This is a genomic window from Catenibacterium sp., assembly GCF_052354645.1.
Classification (GTDB): domain Bacteria; phylum Bacillota_I; class Bacilli_A; order Erysipelotrichales; family Coprobacillaceae; genus Catenibacterium; species Catenibacterium mitsuoka_A.
On record NZ_DAWDDM010000007.1, the window covers coordinates 1 to 19084 of the forward strand.

22 protein-coding genes, 4 tRNA genes and 1 riboswitch are annotated in these 19084 nt (G+C 35.8%); of the genes, 15 read left to right on the forward strand and 11 right to left on the reverse strand.

The features are described 5' to 3' along the window. The 5 genes from ACT8VG_RS00740 to ACT8VG_RS00760 form a co-directional block, all read right to left on the reverse strand. Positions 1-522: ABC transporter transmembrane domain-containing protein (locus ACT8VG_RS00740; protein WP_444195013.1), on the reverse strand; the 522-nt coding region annotated here is incomplete at its 3' end. 38 nt (positions 523-560) lie between these two features. Next, positions 561-1322, reverse strand: a complete 762-nt coding sequence (locus ACT8VG_RS00745) for an HAD-IIB family hydrolase (RefSeq protein ID WP_217106236.1) — start codon at positions 1320-1322, stop codon at positions 561-563. Positions 1323-1538: 216 nt separating this feature from the next. After that, positions 1539-2852, reverse strand: a complete 1314-nt coding sequence (locus tag ACT8VG_RS00750) for a glycoside hydrolase family 32 protein (protein WP_444195014.1) — start codon at positions 2850-2852, stop codon at positions 1539-1541. Positions 2853-2933: 81 nt separating this feature from the next. Continuing rightward, on the reverse strand, positions 2934-3470 hold the full coding sequence (locus tag ACT8VG_RS00755) for a histidine phosphatase family protein (protein ID WP_444195015.1): 537 nt from the start codon (positions 3468-3470) through the stop codon (positions 2934-2936). Continuing rightward, entirely contained in the window at positions 3470-3748 is a 279-nt protein-coding gene (locus ACT8VG_RS00760; protein ID WP_006504252.1) for a glutaredoxin family protein, read from the reverse strand. The genes ACT8VG_RS00755 and ACT8VG_RS00760 overlap by 1 nt, the downstream gene beginning before the upstream one ends. Before the next feature lie 235 nt (positions 3749-3983). On the opposite strand from ACT8VG_RS00760, the gene ACT8VG_RS00765 reads away from it, so the two are divergent. From ACT8VG_RS00765 to ACT8VG_RS00835, 15 genes are read left to right on the forward strand one after another with little or no spacing between them, the layout of a single operon-like run. Further along, complete coding sequence (locus ACT8VG_RS00765) at positions 3984-4523, forward strand: biotin transporter BioY (protein WP_187011716.1); 540 nt, start codon at positions 3984-3986, stop codon at positions 4521-4523. Between the two features lie 13 nt (positions 4524-4536). Then, on the forward strand, positions 4537-4767 hold the full coding sequence (gene acpP, locus ACT8VG_RS00770; RefSeq protein ID WP_006504254.1) for an acyl carrier protein: 231 nt from the start codon (positions 4537-4539) through the stop codon (positions 4765-4767). Between the two features lie 44 nt (positions 4768-4811). Then, a complete protein-coding gene (gene accB, locus ACT8VG_RS00775) occupies positions 4812-5240 on the forward strand; it encodes an acetyl-CoA carboxylase biotin carboxyl carrier protein (RefSeq protein WP_117458890.1) in 429 nt (142 codons plus the stop codon). A 1-nt stretch (position 5241) separates the two neighbouring features. Further along, positions 5242-6603 (forward strand): acetyl-CoA carboxylase biotin carboxylase subunit, encoded by a 1362-nt coding sequence (locus tag ACT8VG_RS00780; protein ID WP_195921478.1) that lies wholly within the window; start codon positions 5242-5244, stop codon positions 6601-6603. Beyond that, positions 6596-7456 (forward strand): acetyl-CoA carboxylase, carboxyltransferase subunit beta, encoded by an 861-nt coding sequence (accD, locus tag ACT8VG_RS00785; RefSeq protein WP_444195016.1) that lies wholly within the window; start codon positions 6596-6598, stop codon positions 7454-7456. Before ACT8VG_RS00780 ends, accD begins: the two co-directional genes overlap by 8 nt. A 10-nt stretch (positions 7457-7466) precedes the next feature. Further along, positions 7467-8405, forward strand: a complete 939-nt coding sequence (locus ACT8VG_RS00790; RefSeq protein ID WP_022424947.1) for an acetyl-CoA carboxylase carboxyltransferase subunit alpha — start codon at positions 7467-7469, stop codon at positions 8403-8405. After that, positions 8398-9318, forward strand: a complete 921-nt coding sequence (locus ACT8VG_RS00795; RefSeq protein WP_440251056.1) for a beta-ketoacyl-ACP synthase III — start codon at positions 8398-8400, stop codon at positions 9316-9318. Before ACT8VG_RS00790 ends, ACT8VG_RS00795 begins: the two co-directional genes overlap by 8 nt. Positions 9319-9328: 10 nt before the next feature. After that, positions 9329-10264 carry a nitronate monooxygenase gene (locus ACT8VG_RS00800; protein ID WP_117458885.1) on the forward strand — a complete coding sequence of 312 codons (936 nt, stop codon included), beginning with the start codon at positions 9329-9331 and terminating at the stop codon, positions 10262-10264. Next, complete coding sequence (locus ACT8VG_RS00805) at positions 10261-11298, forward strand: NAD(P)H-dependent flavin oxidoreductase (protein ID WP_187011712.1); 1038 nt, start codon at positions 10261-10263, stop codon at positions 11296-11298. Before ACT8VG_RS00800 ends, ACT8VG_RS00805 begins: the two co-directional genes overlap by 4 nt. Continuing rightward, positions 11295-12218 carry an ACP S-malonyltransferase gene (fabD, locus tag ACT8VG_RS00810; protein WP_440253486.1) on the forward strand — a complete coding sequence of 308 codons (924 nt, stop codon included), beginning with the start codon at positions 11295-11297 and terminating at the stop codon, positions 12216-12218. Before ACT8VG_RS00805 ends, fabD begins: the two co-directional genes overlap by 4 nt. Then, positions 12205-12957 (forward strand): 3-oxoacyl-[acyl-carrier-protein] reductase, encoded by a 753-nt coding sequence (gene fabG / locus ACT8VG_RS00815; RefSeq protein ID WP_444195017.1) that lies wholly within the window; start codon positions 12205-12207, stop codon positions 12955-12957. The genes fabD and fabG overlap by 14 nt, the downstream gene beginning before the upstream one ends. Before the next feature lie 10 nt (positions 12958-12967). Next, positions 12968-14218, forward strand: coding sequence for a beta-ketoacyl-ACP synthase II (gene fabF / locus ACT8VG_RS00820; protein WP_444195018.1), 1251 nt, complete (start codon positions 12968-12970; stop codon positions 14216-14218). Next, complete coding sequence (gene fabZ / locus ACT8VG_RS00825; RefSeq protein ID WP_022424954.1) at positions 14205-14633, forward strand: 3-hydroxyacyl-ACP dehydratase FabZ; 429 nt, start codon at positions 14205-14207, stop codon at positions 14631-14633. Before fabF ends, fabZ begins: the two co-directional genes overlap by 14 nt. Then, entirely contained in the window at positions 14633-15301 is a 669-nt protein-coding gene (locus ACT8VG_RS00830; protein ID WP_444195019.1) for a biotin--[acetyl-CoA-carboxylase] ligase, read from the forward strand. The genes fabZ and ACT8VG_RS00830 overlap by 1 nt, the downstream gene beginning before the upstream one ends. Before the next feature lie 54 nt (positions 15302-15355). Then, on the forward strand, positions 15356-15811 hold the full coding sequence (locus ACT8VG_RS00835; RefSeq protein ID WP_187011707.1) for a MarR family winged helix-turn-helix transcriptional regulator: 456 nt from the start codon (positions 15356-15358) through the stop codon (positions 15809-15811). Positions 15812-16110: 299 nt separating this feature from the next. On the opposite strand, the gene thiD is transcribed toward ACT8VG_RS00835, so the two are convergent. From thiD to ACT8VG_RS00865, 6 genes are all read right to left on the reverse strand, one after another. Next, entirely contained in the window at positions 16111-17529 is a 1419-nt protein-coding gene (gene thiD / locus ACT8VG_RS00840) for a bifunctional hydroxymethylpyrimidine kinase/phosphomethylpyrimidine kinase (RefSeq protein ID WP_444195020.1), read from the reverse strand. Beyond that, on the reverse strand, positions 17516-18316 hold the full coding sequence (gene thiM / locus ACT8VG_RS00845) for a hydroxyethylthiazole kinase (protein WP_226793250.1): 801 nt from the start codon (positions 18314-18316) through the stop codon (positions 17516-17518). Before thiM ends, thiD begins: the two co-directional genes overlap by 14 nt. Positions 18317-18349: 33 nt before the next feature. Further along, a riboswitch (TPP riboswitch) is annotated at positions 18350-18450 on the reverse strand. A 247-nt stretch (positions 18451-18697) separates the two neighbouring features. Then, positions 18698-18780: transfer RNA gene (locus ACT8VG_RS00850), tRNA-Leu, on the reverse strand. A gap of 7 nt (positions 18781-18787) precedes the next feature. Next, a tRNA-Lys gene (locus ACT8VG_RS00855) sits at positions 18788-18863 on the reverse strand. A gap of 5 nt (positions 18864-18868) precedes the next feature. Next, a tRNA-Thr gene (locus ACT8VG_RS00860) sits at positions 18869-18944 on the reverse strand. 7 nt (positions 18945-18951) lie between these two features. Further along, positions 18952-19027 (reverse strand) — tRNA-Val (locus ACT8VG_RS00865). Positions 19028-19084 lie beyond the last annotated feature (57 nt).

The following is a 19084-nucleotide window of genomic DNA, read 5'->3' on the forward strand; positions in this document are numbered from 1 at the left end:
AAGTAAGAAAACAGGTATCATAATCGCAATAACTAAAGCTAAACGCCATTCAATTGTGAACATGATAATAATAGAACCAATAATAGTCACAGTAGAGATAAATAAATCTTCTGGTCCATGATGTGCAAGTTCTGTGATATCAAATAAATCAGTCGTTAAACGGCTCATTAACTGTCCAATACGATTATTATCAAAATAACCATAACTTAATGACTGCATATGTTCAAATAAGTCTTTACGCATATCTGCTTCTACAAGAATTCCAAATGTATGTCCATAATAACAAATTATATAAGTAAAGAATGAACGCACTAAATAAGCCAATAAGAAAATAATCATAACCATCCAGAATGTCTTATAAATACTATTTGGTAGTAATGTATACATACACCATCTAGAGACAAATGGAAAAGCGAGATCAATTAAAGAAATCATTAACGCACATGCAAGGTCCAAAAAGAATAGACGACGATGTGGTTTAAAGTAAGATATAAATGTTTGAAAATCAGTTTTTTGTTTCATAGTGATCCTCCCTCGGATTATTATGCCATATTTCAAGATTAAAGTAACTCATAATGTTTCAAAGCTTTATAGATTCCTTCATTATCCACTGTATCAGTGATATAAGTTGCTTTTTCTTTTAAGACATCTACACCATTTCCCATTGCTATGCGTTGTCCTGCTTCTCTAAACATGGCTTGATCATTATAGCCATCACCAAATGCATAGGCATCCTCTTTAGTGAGTGAGAAATGATCAATAATATACTTGATTGCATGTCCTTTATCAAAGACAAGAGTAGAAGTATCACATGAACCAGTACCACCATGATCATTAATCACACATTCTCCTTTAAAGGCTTCTATCATCGTATCTCTCTTTTCTAACGTATCATAGAAGAAATCACATGTATAGTAAGTACCTTCTTCGTCTTTAATATGTTCTTCACCATATTCTTTCTTTACATGTGTGAGTACATCTCCTTCTAGATGATAAGGGCTAGAGAATGTATCAGAGACAAACAGTCCTCCACATCCTAGATTATCTAGTTTCTTTTTTAGTTCTTCTACTTCAACAGGTGTAAAAGGCACACCATGAAGTTTTTCACTCTTATAACTGATATAACGACCATTACATGAAATAATACCTGAAACCAGTTTTCCAAAAAGATTCTCTGCATAATAAGGTGCACGTCCTGTGCAGATAAATGTATCATAACCCTTTTCTTTTAATGCTTCTAACGCTTTCTTATTAGATTCTGGAATATGTCCATGAATAGCCAATGTACCATCGATATCAAAAAATAATACTTTCCTCATCATATAGTCCTCCCTTGTATCTATTCTATCAAAAAAACAGAAGAGATTAATGTCCCTTCTGATTTCTATATGCATAATATTTTAATTGTGTCTTCACTTTTTGACTGATACATACAAATCCAAGTGAACACAAAGTCACAAGTATATCTCTCATCATATGTATACCTCCTAGTTAGTACATACTAACTATATACAATTTAAGAGAAATATGCAAATGATTTATCTTGTATAGATTGTACAGTCTGAGATATGTGTGTCTTCTTCCTGTAGATGATAAATAATCTGACTCACTACATAATAACCATTATTCACAAAGATTTCGATGATACCTTCATCATAATAGATTTCTAAATCACACTGACCATTTAATACAGGTGTTTTATGAATATTGTATAGTTCATCATTATTCACAGAGACAGCTGTACGATCTACGACTAGCTGATCATCAACATAAGAAATCTTAACACCACCCAATGTGATTGTTTCATTGTCTTCAAGAGTAGTTTTCATTAAGAAAGGTTCATCAAAATCAATAGTATCTGTTGTATGCACAAATGTATTCTTAATTAATGGATGTACATCCTGATAAACATGTCTGTCTTTATAAGAAAGATGACGTGGCATTGTGAATAAACCAATCCATTCTTCACCTTCTAAGACTTCCTTCATTCTCATCCATCCTAAAATAGTACGTTTATTGTTTTCATCTAAGAATGTCTGAGGGGCATAGAAATCAAAGCCATAGTCAATAAACATAAGGTCTCCTGCCTTAGACATTGTACATGTTTCTTCATCAAAGTTAACTGGCATAATAGCTGCATTACTATTAGGACGTGGATAACCATCTAAGTTTTCAGGTGAGAAAACTAAGAAGTACTGTCCATCTAATTCAAATAGATCTGGACATTCCCACATGTTTCCAATTGAAGAATCGACGAATCTATTCTTATAAGCAAATGTCATTCCATCTTCACTTTCATAGAATAATACTTCTCCATCAAAATCATCCCCATTTGGAACCTTACTTCCTAGGATCATATAAACATGTCCATTCTTACCTAACCAGACTTTAGGATCTCTTGTATGCTGATCATGTCCTAAAGAAGGATCAGTAATCACATCAACAACCTTATATTTTGCGTCTTTATTATTGAAGTGATATCCATCATCACTAATAAGTAATGCCTGTGATGCAATTAAGTCATCCTTAATAAGTGGCTTATGGATATATTCAGGGTTTTCAATACGATACTTGATGGCTGTGTAATAAAGGTACATCTTGCCATTGTAGTTTAATGCGGAACCTGAGAAGATTCCGTTTCTGTCATAATCCTTAGAAGGATATAAAGCGATTGGGAGATGCTTAAATGTCTGAAAATCTTTAGTGACTGCATGTCCCCAATGCATTGTGCCCCATGATGTATCATATGGGAAATGCTGGTAGAAGATATGATATTCTCCATTAAAATAAGTTAGCCCATTAGGATCATTGATCCAGTTTCTAGGTGCTGTAAAGTGTATTTTTGGTCTCATTCTATTATTCCTCCATCTCTATCTTATTATAATGAAATCGGTCACATATTCAACAATAAAAAGAAGTACTTGTTGTACTTCTTAATACTCATACTTCTTTAATTTGCAGTTTTTTATACCAAAGGCAGAAAATTCATCATTGGTCATATCATGGAAATAAGATTCAATAATACGCGAAATACCATTATGGGCAACTAAAAGATAAACATGTTCATCATCCTTCTTCACATCATCTAATAAACTATAGATACGATGAGCAAGATGCAACATTGTTTCTCCTCCTTCAAAAGAGTTCACAAAACATGTCTTTGCCTGCTTGAATTCTTCTCCATCTCTAGGTGTAGATTCATATTTCCCAAAGTTCTGTTCCTTAAGTCTTAATTCTTCTCTTGCTGGTATACCTGTTACTTCAGATATATGTAAGGCCGTATCCTTTGCACGGCTTAATGGTGAATAAAGAATTTGATCTATATGGATATGATGTTCCTTAATATAATGTCCAAGTTCTATAGCCTGCTTATGTCCTAGATCTGTTAAGGCAATGTCCGTTGCCCCACAGATCTTATTTTCTACATTCCAGATAGTCTGACCATGGCGTGTAAAATAGAAATGCCCCATTATTTTAAAGCCTCATCAAATACACGTTTGAAGTTTGCCTTGATTGAATCAAAATCATCCTGGATTGTACATTCAAAGCACTTCTCTTTTCCAATAAATAAAGAAGGAACTGCATAATAATCATAATTTTCAGCTAAAGCGACATTTTCACTTTCTTCAATTTTTTCTATATCCAATGACTGATATGCTTTATTTTCTGTCATAAGTTCATCCATCGCTTTTTTTGCCTTCTGACAAAATGGACATTCTTCTAAATAAAACATTGTGATCTTTTTCATATATATCCCTCACTTTCTTATCTCTATTATTCTCTTTTTTATGCCATTTATCAACATATTTGATTTAAATGTAAGTGCTTATTCTATTAGTTTTAATTTCAAACTAGTATGTTTGTTGTACAATTATGGCTTTTTTGTCATATTTATTGCTAATTTATTTGATTTTTAAAATCAAAGGTCTATAATGCAAGTCAAGGAATAGTTTGATATTCCAAGTAGTGAAAAGGAGAATGATATGAAATCTAATGTTTCAAATCTAGTCAGAGATGCATTGATGTTAGGGGTTCTCATCTGTTTATCACAGATTTCTGTGGCATTGCCTACAGCTGTTCCTATCACATTGCAAACCCTGGCCATCTATCTCATTGCGTGTCTATTGACACCAAATCACGCATTCTATACAGTGCTTTGTTATTTGATTATGGGAGCTATTGGTCTTCCAGTATTTAGTAATTTCAATAGTGGTATGGGTGCTCTTATAGGTCCAACAGGAGGCTTCTTATTCAGTTTTCCTATTATGGCATTAGTGATGAGTACTATTATTACTCATGACCGTTCAGTTAAAGGACATATTCTTGCCATGATTATTGGAACGGCTATTACTTATGGACTTGGAAGTATTTACTTCATGTATACAATGAAAGCATCACTTCTAAGTACATTAATGACTTGTGTATTACCATTCTTACTTGGTGATGCACTAAAGATTGCAGTCAGCTGCATGATCGCATTTAAATTAGAAAAGATTGTATTAAAAAAGACAGTATTGTCATAAGGAGGATATAAACATGACAACATTTGATAAGGTAAAAGATATTATTGTAGATTCACTTAGCTGTGATGAAGAACAGGTAACATTAGAAGCATCTTTAAAGGATGATCTTGATGCAGATTCATTAGATGCCGTTGAATTAATTATGGCTGTAGAAGATGAATTCGATGTACAAATTCCTGATGAAGAAGCCAACAAGATGGCTACTGTAAAGGACATTGTTGATTACTTAGAAGCAAATGCTTAATTTTTTAAATAAATAGTTTGAATTTCAAAGAAAGAAGGTTTTCTATGGATTTAGTCAGAGAGTTGATGGAAGCTTTTGAACAAGCTGATATCGATAAGATGAAAATTGAAATGGAAGGCGTGAAACTTGAACTTGAAAAGAGTCAACAGGTGCAGGTAACTGCACCTGTCACTGTATCTAGTGAAAGTGCGCCTGTTGTTGTACAAGAAGTAAAGGAAGAAAAACCAGTTATTAGTGGTACAGAAGTAAAGGCCCCTCTTGTAGGAGTTTATTATTCTTCTCCTTCCCCAGATGATCAGCCTTTTGTCAAGGAAGGGTCAAAAGTCACTAAGGGACAGACATTATGTATTATTGAAGCCATGAAGGTCATGAATGAAATTAAAGCACCTGTAGATGGTACTGTCCGTTCTCTATTAGTGAAGGATGAAGATTTAGTCAGCTTTGATCAGACTTTAATGATCATCGAGGAATAGTATGTTTAAGAAGATTTTAATTGCGAATCGTGGAGAAATCGCTGTTCGTATTATTCGTGCATGTAAAGAGATGGATATTTTAACGGTAGCCATTTATTCTACGGCTGATCAGAATGCATTACATGTACAGTTAGCGGATGAAGCAGTATGTGTCGGTGGTCCTAAGAGTGCTGATAGTTATTTAAATAAGGAAGCGATTATTACTGCAGCTGTTGAGACAGGATGTCAGGCGATTCATCCAGGTTTTGGTTTTTTATCTGAAAATAGTGATTTTGCAAGACTTGTAGAAACTTGTGGACTTAAGTTTATTGGTCCTAAGGGTGATGTTATTGATGCATTAGGTAATAAGTCTAAGGCAAGAGAAATGATGATTGAAGCAGGTGTTCCTGTCGTTCCAGGATCTAATGGTTCAGTCAATACATATGAAGAATTAAAAGAAGTAGTGAATGAGATTGGTTATCCTGTGCTTATTAAAGCGAGTGCTGGTGGTGGAGGACGTGGTATGCGTAAAGCCTTTAGTGAAGATGAACTAGAGAATGCCTTTATGACTGCCAAGGCAGAAGCCAAAGCATGCTTTGGGGATGATGATATGTATGTAGAGAAACTTGTATTGAATCCTAAGCATATTGAGTTCCAGATTTTAGCGGATGAGCATGGCAATGTGATTCATTTAGGTGAGAGAGACTGTTCTATTCAAAGACGTAATCAGAAAATGATAGAAGAAGCACCATGCAAGGTGCTTGATGCATCTCTACGTTTGAAAATGGGTGAATCTGCAGTCAAAGCTGCACAGGGTGCTGGTTATACCAATGCTGGAACTGTTGAGTTTGTTTTAGATGAACACAACAACTATTACTTTATTGAGATGAATACGCGTATTCAGGTAGAACATCCTATTACTGAAATGGTCACTGGTATTGATCTCATTAAGCAGCAGATTCGTATTGCATCAGGTTTACCTTTAAGCTTTAAACAGGAAGATATTACTTTACAGGGTCATTCTATTGAATGTCGTATTAATGCGGAAGATCCCTTCCATAACTTTAGACCATGTCCTGGTCAAGTAAACTTCATGCATTTACCTGGAGGACCAGGTGTTCGAGTGGATACGATGTTATATACAGGTTATACACTCCCTACTCAATATGATTCAATGGTCGCAAAAGTGATTGTCCATGCCCCTACTCGACTAGAAGCAATCAAGCGTATGAGACGCGCTTTAAGTGAACTTGTGATTGAAGGTATTACGACTAACCAGACATTACAGTTCTATATCCTACATCAGCCCGATTATATTAAAGGACATTTTAATACAAGCTTTATTGAAACACATTTAGATGAGATGGTGAGTGAAAATGGATAGTATCTGGAAGAAAAGAAAACAACAATTACAGGACTTTCGTCGTTATTTAAATAAAGACAACAAAGTCAAGAAGCAGGAAGTGCCTGATGGGTTATATCAGGCATGTCCTAACTGTAATAGTACAATTCGTACACTTGATTTAAAGAATCATTTACAGGTATGTCCACAATGTGGTCATCACCTCTTTATTGATGCTTATGCACGTTTAGATGCGTTGTTTGATCATGGTAAATATAAGGAATACTACACTTCTATGAAATCAGGAAATCCATTAGAATTCCCTGGTTATGAAGAAAAACTTGAGAAGTATGAATATAAGACAGGATTACATGATGGGGTTGTAGTGGCAGGTGGTCGTATTGATCATATGCGTACAATTGTCGTTGTGATGGATCATCGTTTTATGATGGCTTCTATGGGTAGTGTGGCTGGTGAAAAGATTACACGTGCAATTGAAATGGCAACAAGAAAGAAATTACCTTTGATTATTTTCACATCAAGTGGTGGTGCAAGAATGCAGGAAGGCATCTTCTCTTTAATGCAGATGGGTAAAACATGTGCTGCATTAAAACGTCATTTAGATGCTGGACTTCTTTATATTTCTTATTTAACACACCCTACAACAGGAGGTGTCACTGCATCATTCGCAATGCTTGGTGATATTAATATTGCAGAACCAGAAGCTTTAGTTGGTTTTGCAGGACCTAGAGTTATTGAAAGTACTATGAAGACAAAGCTACCTGATGGATTCCAGCGTGCTGAATTCTTAGAAGATCATGGCTTTGTAGATATGATTGTGGAACGTGAGAAGATGCGTGACACATTGGCTTTATTATTACGTATGCATGCATAAGGAGGTTTATATGTCTTTAAAGGAAAAGGAAGAAAAGATTGCGGAGCTAGAAAAGAAGCTTGCAGTCATTAAGAATGATAGAGAAATAGATTCCAGTAAGATTGAAGAAACAATCAATGATTATAAGAAAGAGACATATTCACATCTTTGTGCATATGATCGTGTTTATCTTGCGAGAAAGCCTGAACGTTCTCATATACATGAGTTTATTGATCATGTGTTTGATGAGTTTGTAGAAATGCGTGGTGATCGTTATTTCAAGGATGATCAGGCAATTGTCGGTGGTATTGGGATGTTTAATAACATGCCCGTCACAATTATTGGACATCAAAAAGGAAGAAGTATTGATGAAAATTTAAAGTGTCAGTTTGGTATGGCAAGTCCTGAAGGGTATCGCAAAGGGATGCGTTTAATGAAACAGGCAGAGAAGTTCCATCGTCCTATTATTACTTTTATTGATACTCCGGGTGCTTATCCTGGTATTAGTTCTGAAGAGAATGGTATTGGTGAAGCGATTGGTCAGAGTCTGATGATGATGAGTGATTTAAAGGTTCCTATTATTGTGATTATTACTGGTGAAGGGGGAAGTGGTGGTGCTTTAGCCCTAAGTATCGGTGATCACTTAGCTATGTTAGAGAATGCGGTTTATTCTGTTTTATCTCCTGAAGGTTTTGCATCTATTCTTTGGAAAGATGTGAAAGGAGAACGTATTGAGGAAGCATGTGAAGTCATGAAGATGACAGCTGAAGATTTATATCATTATGGGATTATTGATGAAATCATCAAGGAACCTCTAGGTGGTATGACTACAAATCCTGTCGCTGTATATAGAAATATACGTAAGGTGATTAGAGAACAGTTAGATATTCTAGTCCCAATGGATGTAAATACTTTAATACGCAAGAGATATAACAGATATCGTAAGATTGGAGAATGGAAGAATGGATAAGGGTATTTCTATCATCGATACAGGATATTATGTACCTGAAAATGTACTGACTAATGATGATCTATCAAAGATAGTTGATACGAGTGATGAATGGATTTATCCCCGTACTGGTATCAAGAAACGTCATATATGTAAAGATGAAACACTTATAGATATGGCTTATAAGGCATCTTTAAAGGCATTAAACAACATCAATAAAGAAGATATTGGAATCATTATTGTGGCAACAATGTCTTCTCCCTATAATACCCCTTCTATTGCCTGTCTCTTACAGGAACGTTTAGGTTTAAATAATGATGTATTTGCGTTCGATTTAAACGGGGCATGTAGTGGGTTTGTCTATGCATTATCAGTGGCACGTTCATTACTTTATACAAGTGATAAGCGTTATGCCTTAATTATTGGTGCTGAACAGCTTTCAAATCTCATTGATTGGAAAGATCGTACAACATGCATCTTGTTTGGTGATGGCGCTGGTGCTGTTGTCATAGAGAAAGAAAATAAGTTATTTTGTGATTATCAAGGATCAGAAGGCAATGAAGAAGTGCTTTATGGTTTAAAGAGTGATTATTTACATATGGAAGGTAAAGAAGTATTTAAGTTTGCGACAAGAGTTCTTCCTATGTGTATAGAGAAAGTATTAGAGAAGGCATCACTTACTAAAGATGATATTGATTACTTTGTGGTGCATCAGGCAAATGAAAGAATTATTCGTCATGTCTATAAGAAAATGAAAATAACATCGGATAAGTTTTATCTGAATGTCGATGAATATGGTAATACATCTGCTGCAAGTATTCCTCTTGTACTTGGAGAGATGAATGAAAAGAAGTTATTAAAAAGAGGTATGAAGATACTCTGTGTTGGTTTTGGTGCAGGACTAACTTATGGTGCCAATCTGATAGAGTGGTAAGGAGAAGACTATGTGGTTAAATGAAACATTAAAGATTAAATACCCTCTTATTCAGGGTGGTATGGCTAATATTGCGACAGGTGCTTTTGCGGCAGCTGTATCTAATGCAGGTGGTTTAGGACTTATTGCAGGTGGTGGTATGTCTCCTGAAATGTTAAGAGAAAATATCCGTGAAGCAAAGAAACTTACTGATAAGCCTTTTGGTGTTAATTTGATGTTATTACATCCTCAAGCAGGAGAAATGGCTGATATTGTAGTGGAAGAAAAAGTACCTGTTGTCACAACAGGTGCTGGTAATCCAGGTATTTATATTAAGAAATGGAAGGAAGCAGGTATTATTGTGATGCCTGTAGTCCCTAGTGTTGCCCTTGCGAGACGTATGGAAAAAGCAGGTGTGGATGCCGTTATTGCGGAAGGAACTGAATCTGGTGGTCATGTGGGAGAATTGACTACTATGGCTTTAGCACCACAGGTCAAGGCTGCAGTGAATATTCCTGTGATTGTTGCAGGTGGGATTGCGAGTGGTAAACAACTTCTTGCAGCAGTTGCACTTGGTGCTGATGGTGTACAGGTTGGTACTATTCTTCTTGCAAGTACAGAATGTCCTATTCACCAGAACTATAAGAATGCGATTATTAAGGCAAAAGATACTGATACAACAGTAACTGGACGTATTGCTGGAACTCCTGTACGTATCTTAAAGAACAAGATGGCACGTACTTATATTAAGAAAGAAAAAGAAGGAGCCGAAATGATGGAACTAGAGAAGTATACATTAGGTTCTTTAAAACGCGCTGTATTTGAAGGTGATGTAGAAACCGGTTCTTTAATGAGTGGTCAGGTAGCTGGTATGGTGCATGAAGAAAGAAGTCTTAAAGACATCATTGAAGGTTTATTTAAAGAATATGAAGAAGAAAAGAAGCGTGTGATGGAGGTTCATCTATGAAAATAGGATCACATTCTTTATCTCTCCCTTTAATTCAGGGAGGAATGGGTGTTGGTGTTTCCTTAAGTTCTTTAGCTGGAAATGTAGCTAAGAAAGGCGCAATGGGTGTTATTTCTACAGCTCAGATTGGTTTTAAAAAGCCTTCTTTTCTTAAAGATACAAAGAAAGCGAATCTAGAAGCGATTGATGAAGAAATCAAACGTGCTAAAGAGATTTCAAATAATAACGGCATGGTAGCAGTCAATGTCATGGTAGCCTTAAGTGATTATGAACAGCATGTCAGACAAGCTGTTAAAAGTGGTGTAGATGCGATCATTTCTGGGGCTGGTCTTCCTTTAAAACTTCCTGAATATGTGGATGAAAAGACAGCGATTGCGCCTATTGTATCTTCTGGTAAGGCAGCACGTTTGATATTAAACAAGTGGAAACGTCAATATGATCGTACAGCTGACTTTATTGTGATTGAAGGATATAAAGCAGGTGGTCATCTTGGATTTAAGAAAGAAGAATTATTAGAGAATACATGTGCTTCTTTAAAGGATATCTTGAAGGATGTTAAAGAAGTTGTGAAAGGCTTTGAAGAGCTATTTAATCATTCTATTCCAGTCTTTGTAGCTGGTGGCATCTATACTAATGAAGATATTAAAGAGATGTTAGAAGCTGGTGCGGATGGTGTTCAGATGGGTACACGTTTTATTGGTACTTATGAATGTGATGCTTCAATGGAGTATAAGAATTATTTTATTAATGGTAAGAAGGAAGATATCAAGATTGTACAGTCTCCTGTTGGTATGCCAGGACGTGCTTTTATGACACCTTTTATGGAAAAGACACATCCTATCAAGAGATGTTTTAGATGTATTGCGAGCTGTGATATGAAGTCTATTCCTTATTGTATTACTCAAGCTTTAATTAATGCGGTAAATGGTGATTGTGAGAATGGTCTTGTATTTACTGGCACAAACGGATATCGCATTGACAAACTTGTACATGTAAGTGATCTGATTGATGAATTAATGGAGGGTATTGTATGAAACTCGGTTTTATCTATGCAGGACAAGGAACACAATATGTAGGTATGGGACAGTCTTTTTATGAAAATGATGAAGACTGTAAGAACTTATTAGATAATGTAAAGTTAGATTTTGATTTAAAGGATATCATGTTTAATAGTGATGAAAAGACTATTAGTACTACACGTTTTACTCAGCCTGCGATGGTAGCAGTTGCGAATATGGCGACTCTTCTTTTAAAGAAGAATGGTATTACACCTGATTATGTATGTGGTTTATCTTTAGGTGAATACAGTGCTTTAAGTGCAGCAGGTGTATTTGATCCTGAAACAGCAATCCAGGTTGTAAGAGAAAGAGGTCTCGCAATGGAAAAAGCAGCTGAAGGTGTTGAGAGTGCCATGATGGCTATTCTTGGACTTGAACGTGAACCATTACTTGATATATGTGTTGGCTGTGATGGATATGTTTCTATTGCGAACTATAACTGTCCTGGACAGTTAGTTATTGCAGGAGAAAAGAAAGCAGTAGAAGAAGCTGGTCAGAAGGCATTGGATCATGGTGCAAGAAGAGCTGTACCTTTAAATACAAGTGGTCCTTTCCATACAAAATTATTAAAGGATGCAAGTACAAGACTTCATGAAGTATTTAAAGATGTTACATTCCATGAAATGAATGTCCCAGTGATTTTCAATTGTACTGGTAAGGAATTAGAAGATTGCAGTGTACAGGAGATGTTAGAGAAACAGGTCATGAGTCCTGTATATTTTGAAGATAGTATTCGTACTATGCTTAATAATGGTGTGGATACAATTATAGAGATTGGACCTGGTAAGGTATTAAGTGGTTTTGTCCGTAAGATTGATAGAAAAATCAAGACATATCAGGTAGAAGATATGGCTTCTTTGCAGAAGTGTGTGGAGGCATTAAATGAAACTAAGTAATAAGGTTGCCCTTGTCACTGGGGGGTTAAAAGGTATTGGACGTGCGACAGTGATGGAACTTGCCATGCAGGGTGCAGATATTGCATTAAATTATCGTGCAAGTGAAAAGAATAAAGTATTAGCTGAAGAATTAGTAAAAGAACTTAAAGATCTTGGTAGAGATGTATTATGTGTTGAAGGTGATATTTCTCATGAAGAGGATGTAGAAAACATCTTCAAGAGTATCAAGAAGTACTTTGGACATCTTGATATTCTTGTGAATAATGCAGGTATTACAAGAGATCAGTTAATTTTAAGAATGAAAACTGAAAACTTTGATGCCGTTATTAATACAAATCTTAAGGGAACTTATTTATGTATGAAGCAGGCAAGCCGTTTAATGATGAAACAGAAGTCTGGTCATATTATTTCTTTATCTTCTGTCGTAGGTGTGATTGGTAATGCCGGACAGGTTAACTATGCAGCAAGTAAAGCAGGTGTCATTGGTATGACAATGTCTCTTGCAAGAGAATTAGGTCCTAGAGGTGTGACTGTGAATGCAGTAGCTCCTGGATTTATTGAAACTGATATGACAGAAGTATTAAGTGATGAAGTAAAAGAAGGTTTAAAGGCATCTATTCCTTTAGGAACACTTGGACATGTAGAGGATGTTGCAAAGACAATCGCATTCCTAGCAAGTGATGATGCAAAGTATATTACAGGACAGACCATTCATGTAGATGGTGGAATGGCTATGTAAGGAGGAGCTTATGACAAAACGTAGAGTAGTAGTTACAGGTATAGGAACTATTAATCCTATTGGACATAATGTAGAAGAAACATGGAAATCTATTGAAGAAGGTAAGTGCGGTATTGCGCCTATTTCTTTATTTGATACAAAAGGTATGAAGGTCACTCTTGCAGGTGAAGTTAAAGACTTTGATGTCACAAAGTATATTGATAAGAAAGAAGCGAAGAAGATGGACCGCTTTATTCAGATGGGGATGATTGCATCTCACGAAGCAATGCTTGATAGTGGTCTTGATATCAACAACATTGATTCTCATCGTTTTGGAGTGATTGTATCAAGTGGTATTGGTGGTTTAGGTTCTATCGAAAAGAACTATCAGACAGGAGAAAAGAGAGGTTTTGATAGAGTATCTCCTTTCTTTATTCCTATGACTATTTCTAACTTAGCAGCTGGTCATATTGCGATTGCTTATCATGCACAAGGGTTATGTACCTGCCCAGTAACTGCATGTGCAGGTGGTACAAATGCGATTGGTGATGCATTTAGAAATATTCGTGATGGTTATCAGGATGTCATGATTGCGGGTGGATGTGAAGCATCTGTAACTCCTTTAGGTATTGGTGGATTTACTTCTATGAAGGCTTTAAGTGATGCCACTGATCCAAACCGTGCTTCTATTCCTTTTGATAAAGAAAGAAATGGTTTCGTTATGGGTGAAGGAGCAGGTATTCTTATTCTTGAAGAATTAGAACATGCCTTAAATAGAAGTGCGCATATTTATGGTGAAATGACTGGTTATGGTGTAAGCTGTGACGCCCATCATATTACTGCCCCACTTCCTAACGGTGAAGGTGGTGCCTATGCCATGCAGAATGCATTAGATGATGCAGGTATCAGTTATGATGTGATCGATTATATTAATGCACATGGTACTTCTACTCATTTAAATGATTTATGTGAAACTGAAGCGATTAAATCAGTATTTAAGGAACATGCATACAAACTTGCAGTAAGTTCTACTAAAGGTCATACAGGACATTGTTTAGGAGCTGCAGGAGGTATTGAAGCAGTACTATCAGTATTGGCCTTAAAGCATAACTTTATTCCTCCTACTTTGAATTATCAGGTAAAGGATGAAGAATGTGATTTAAATGTAGTACCAAATATTGGTGTTAACAAAGATCTTCATTATGTCATGAGTAATTCATTAGGTTTTGGTGGACATAATGCAAGTATTATATTCAAGGAGTATGACAATGGAACTAAATAGTAATGAAATTGCGAAAATTAATCCTCATCGTTATCCATTTGCGCTTGTAGATCGTATTACTGATTATAAGCCAGGAGAATATGCGAAAGGCATTAAGTGTGTCAGTGTAAATGAAATGCAGTTTATGGGGCATTTCCCTGAGCATCATGTGATGCCAGGTGTATTGATTGTAGAAGCTTTAGCACAGACTGGATGTATTGCGATATTAAGTCAGGAAGAACATCAAGGTAAGATTGTCTTCTTTGCAGGAATCAATAAATGTAAGTTTAAAGGACAAGTCATTCCTGGAGATGTGATGGAATTAGAATGCACACTCACAAGAATGAGAGGTAAGATCGGTATTGGTGAAGCAAAAGCAACAGTCAATGGTAAAACTGTTGTACAGGCTGAACTCACTTTTGCGATAGGTGACTAATGAAATATATAGAATTTGAAGAAATTGATTCTACTAATACGTATATTCATGATCATTATCAGGAATTAGATGATGATACAATTGTCCGTGCACATTATCAGACTCATGGTCGAGGACGTTCTAATCATATCTGGGAGGCAGATAAGGATGAACAGCTTCTCTTTAGTTATTATATGAAACAGAACGTGGATCCTTTAAAAGTGTCTGCCATTATGGCTTATGCGATTGTGACAGTTCTAAGAATGAAACAGATCAATGCATTCATTAAGTGGCCAAATGATATATATGTAAATAATCAGAAGATTGCAGGTATTCTTGTAGAGACGATTTATGAGAATACTTTACAGGGTATTATTATTGGGACAGGGTTAAATATTAGTAAGGGTTCTTACTATTCTCTATCTGATGTAATAAATCATCCTATTGATAAAGAAAAGCTGATGTTAAATATTATTGATACATTTAAGAATATGCTTCATATGCCTTTTGCATCTTTATTAGATGGCATGAATCGTCATTCTTATTTAAGAGGTAAGACAATTCCCTATAAAGAGTATGGTTTAGTGAAATTCTTATATTTAGATGAGAATTGTCATCTTGTGATAGAGGATGAAAACAAGAAAAAACATACGATTCTCTTAAATGAATTATCATTAGGTCGTATATAATTAGTCTTCTCAAATATGTGATAAAATTGTAGAATAGAGTCAAGGAGTGGAATTATGGACGCGAAAAAGAATAATTTAATGGATTCTATTAATACAGTTTTCAAACTCGCCATTAAAGTACAGGAAGATTATATTAAATATAGTCCTTTTCCTGAGTTATCAATGAATGAAATGCATATTATAGAGGCTGTGAGTAAGCAGCAGTTTCCTACTATGACAAATGTTGCAAAGACATTAAAGGTAACTGTAGGAACATTAACTACTAATGTGAAGACTATTGTGAATAAAGGTTTTCTTACAAGAGAACGTTCTTCTGCAGATCATCGTGTCACATATCTACGTATTACTGATAAGGGATATCAGGCATTAGAGGTTCATAACCAGTTCCATAGGGATTTATCTGAACTTTATAGTCAGCATATTCCTGATGAAATGATTGGCTGGGTATATGATACAATAGAGAACGTCATAGAAGACTTAAAAGAATACCAGAAAAAACTTAATAAATAATATAACCCCCTATAGAAGGTGTGATTCTTCTATAGGGGGTTCTTTTAACTTAATTTATTTCATTTTAACTTTGCGAATGTTAATGTGTAAATTTTTAAGTTAAATAAAAAAATCCTCCAGATGATATATCTAGAGGATATTCATAAGATGTGCCCACCTTCAAGTAATAGATATATTACTCGAAGCAGCAAAATAAATAATATGAGTATAAACCACGCTTTGAATTCTTTCATGCCCTTAACCTCTTAAAAGAGATTATATCAGGCAGTTATGGAATTATTGTGTATTTATCAATATTTTTAGATATTGTAGCCATGATCCATAGGACCACTTCCCTGACCTAAATCTAACATAGCACCTATTGCACCAGTAAGATATGTTTTAGCATGTCTAACTGATTCTTCTAGTGTATAGCCCTTAGCTAAATGAGATGCAATCGCACTTGATAAAGTACATCCCGTACCATGTGTATTACTGTTGTCTATTCTATGTCCTTTAAACCAAGTACCCTTTTCACCATTGTATAGGTAGTCATTAGCATCATTTAATTGATGTCCACCTTTAACCAATACAGCACAATGATATGTGTCATAAATCTTCTTAGCTGCTATTTCCATATCTTCTACAGTTTTCACTTCCATATCAGTGAGTACTTCTGTTTCTGGAATATTAGGTGTAATAACTTCAGCAATAGGAAGTAATTCTTCCTTTAATGTAGAAATAGCTTCATCACTAATAAGCTTTGCGCCACTTGTCGCAACCATGACTGGATCTACCACAATATGCTTCGCATCATAATGTTTTAACATTTCTACAATAGTATGAATAAGTGCTTTAGAAGACACCATACCAATCTTAACAGCTTCTGGATAGATATCATCAAATACAGCACGAATCTGGCTTTCTAAGAACTTTGGAGTAACATCCATAATATCTGTCACACCCGTTGTATTCTGGGCTGTGAGGGCTGTAATAGCGCTCATACCAAATACTTTATTGGCAAGCATTGTCTTTAAGTCTGCTTGTATTCCTGCACCACCACTAGAGTCACTACCGGCAATAGTTAAGCATGTATGCATTGTTTCATAAAGTGCATCCACACGCTTCTTTAAATCAATAGTAGCCTGTTTGATATTCTTCTGACCAAATAAAGCACTAATAACCGCAATACCATCAATACCTGTATCTTTAAGTAATAAGCAGTTATCATAACTGATTCCACCAATGGCTACCATTGGAAGATCCACTGTTTCAGTCATTTCTTTTAAACGCTTGATGCCTAATACTTCTGCATCATCTTTAGAAGATGTAGGGAAAATAGCCCCTACACCTAAATAGTCTGCACCTTGTTCTTTCGCAATTCTTGCTTCTTCTATAGTATGTGCACTTACACCAATAATCTTATCTGGTCCAAGCATTTCTCTCGCCTTCACACAGGCCATATCATCCTGACCTACATGAACACCATCTGCATCTATTTCCTTAGCAAGCATGACATTATCATTAATAATAAATGGTACATCAAATAAACGACATAGTTCTTTAATATTCTTTGCTTCTTCATAGAAAGAGGCTTCATCTAGGTCTTTTTCTCTTAGCTGAAGACAAGTAGCACCACCCATTAAAACATCTCTTACCTGCTCATATAGAGTCTGTTCTCCTGTCCAATGACGATCAGTCACAGCATAGAGTCTCAACATATCATTATTGAACTTCATATTTACCACTCTTTTCTAATTCTTCATCAGTCATATTGAATAATGCATCAATTAAATAAGTACGAAGTGTTGCATTACCTTCGCCTTCTTTTAATTTAGATGCACCAATTTCACCCGCAATACCCATGGACATAACAGCTGCTGCAGCACTATCTACACTATTTTCTACTGTTAAGAAACAGCCTAAGATACCTGATAACATACATCCAGTACCGGTAATGGCACTCATTTCTTTACATCCATTATTGATCATATAGCACTTATTACCATCTGTGACATAATCTACAGGACCAGTCACAATAATAATTGTATTCAATTCTTTTGCGAATGCTTTGATATCATCAATGAGATCATGTGAGTTCTTCTGATCTTCCACTGATGCATCTACACCTTTAGTATGACCTGTACCAGCCATTAAAGTCTTAATTTCTGAAATATTCCCTTTGATGGCATCAAAATGAATCTGTTCTAATAGTTCTTTACATGTATTAGTACGTAAATCAGTGGCTCCTGCACCTACTGGATCTAATACAGTAATATGATTACATGCATTAGATGCCTTACCTGCTTCAAACATAGAAGCAATCTTCACTTGATTAAGAGTCCCAATATTAATATTTAATGCATTACTGATAGAAGTCATCTGAGCCACTTCTGCGATCTCATCTGACATAATAGGACTACCACCAATTGCAAGAATCGCATTGGCTACATCATTCACTGTTACATAGTTAGTGATGTTGTGTACTAATGGTTTTACTTCTCTTAATTTCTTAATGTAGTTCATATTCTTTTCCTCCATAAAAAAGAGCACGCTGAAAGAAGGTGCTCATAAAATTCCTACGTTGGCATTATCCAAATCAGGTTTCACGGTCAAGACTTATGTCTACTCTCAGCAAATTAGCTCCCATTTCAATTATAATAATATGTTAAAACAATCAGTCATGAAATACAAGGGATTTCATGACCATATACATATTTACTACTCTATCCTAGAGTATTATAATATACACATCATTCTGTTATAGCTTCCCAAAATATATGAGATACTAATGAGCTTCCCCTCATCAAATTCTCTTCTATAATGGAATGTAATCTACCATTTTGGTAGATTTTTTATTTTTAGGCATAAAAAAAACACCGAATACTTCGGTGTTTGCATTCAGAATGGTGCGGGTGACAGGACTTGAACCTGCACGCCGAAGCACTAGATCCTAAGTCTAGCGTGTCTGCCAATTTCACCACACCCGCATCAAGATGGTGACTCGCAGGGGATTTGAACCCCTGACCCTCTGATTAAAAGTCAGATGCTCTGCCATCTGAGCTAGCGAGTCGCTAATGGTGCCGACTAGAGGACTTGAACCCCCAACCTACTGATTACAAGTCAGTTGCTCTACCAGTTGAGCTAAGTCGGCAAAAAAATGGTGGAGGTTAACGGGCTCGAACCGCTGACCCTCTGCTTGTAAGGCAGATGCTCTCCCAACTGAGCTAAACCTCCATATATGGTGACCGGTACGGGATTCGAACCCGTGAATGCATGCGTGAAAGGCATGTG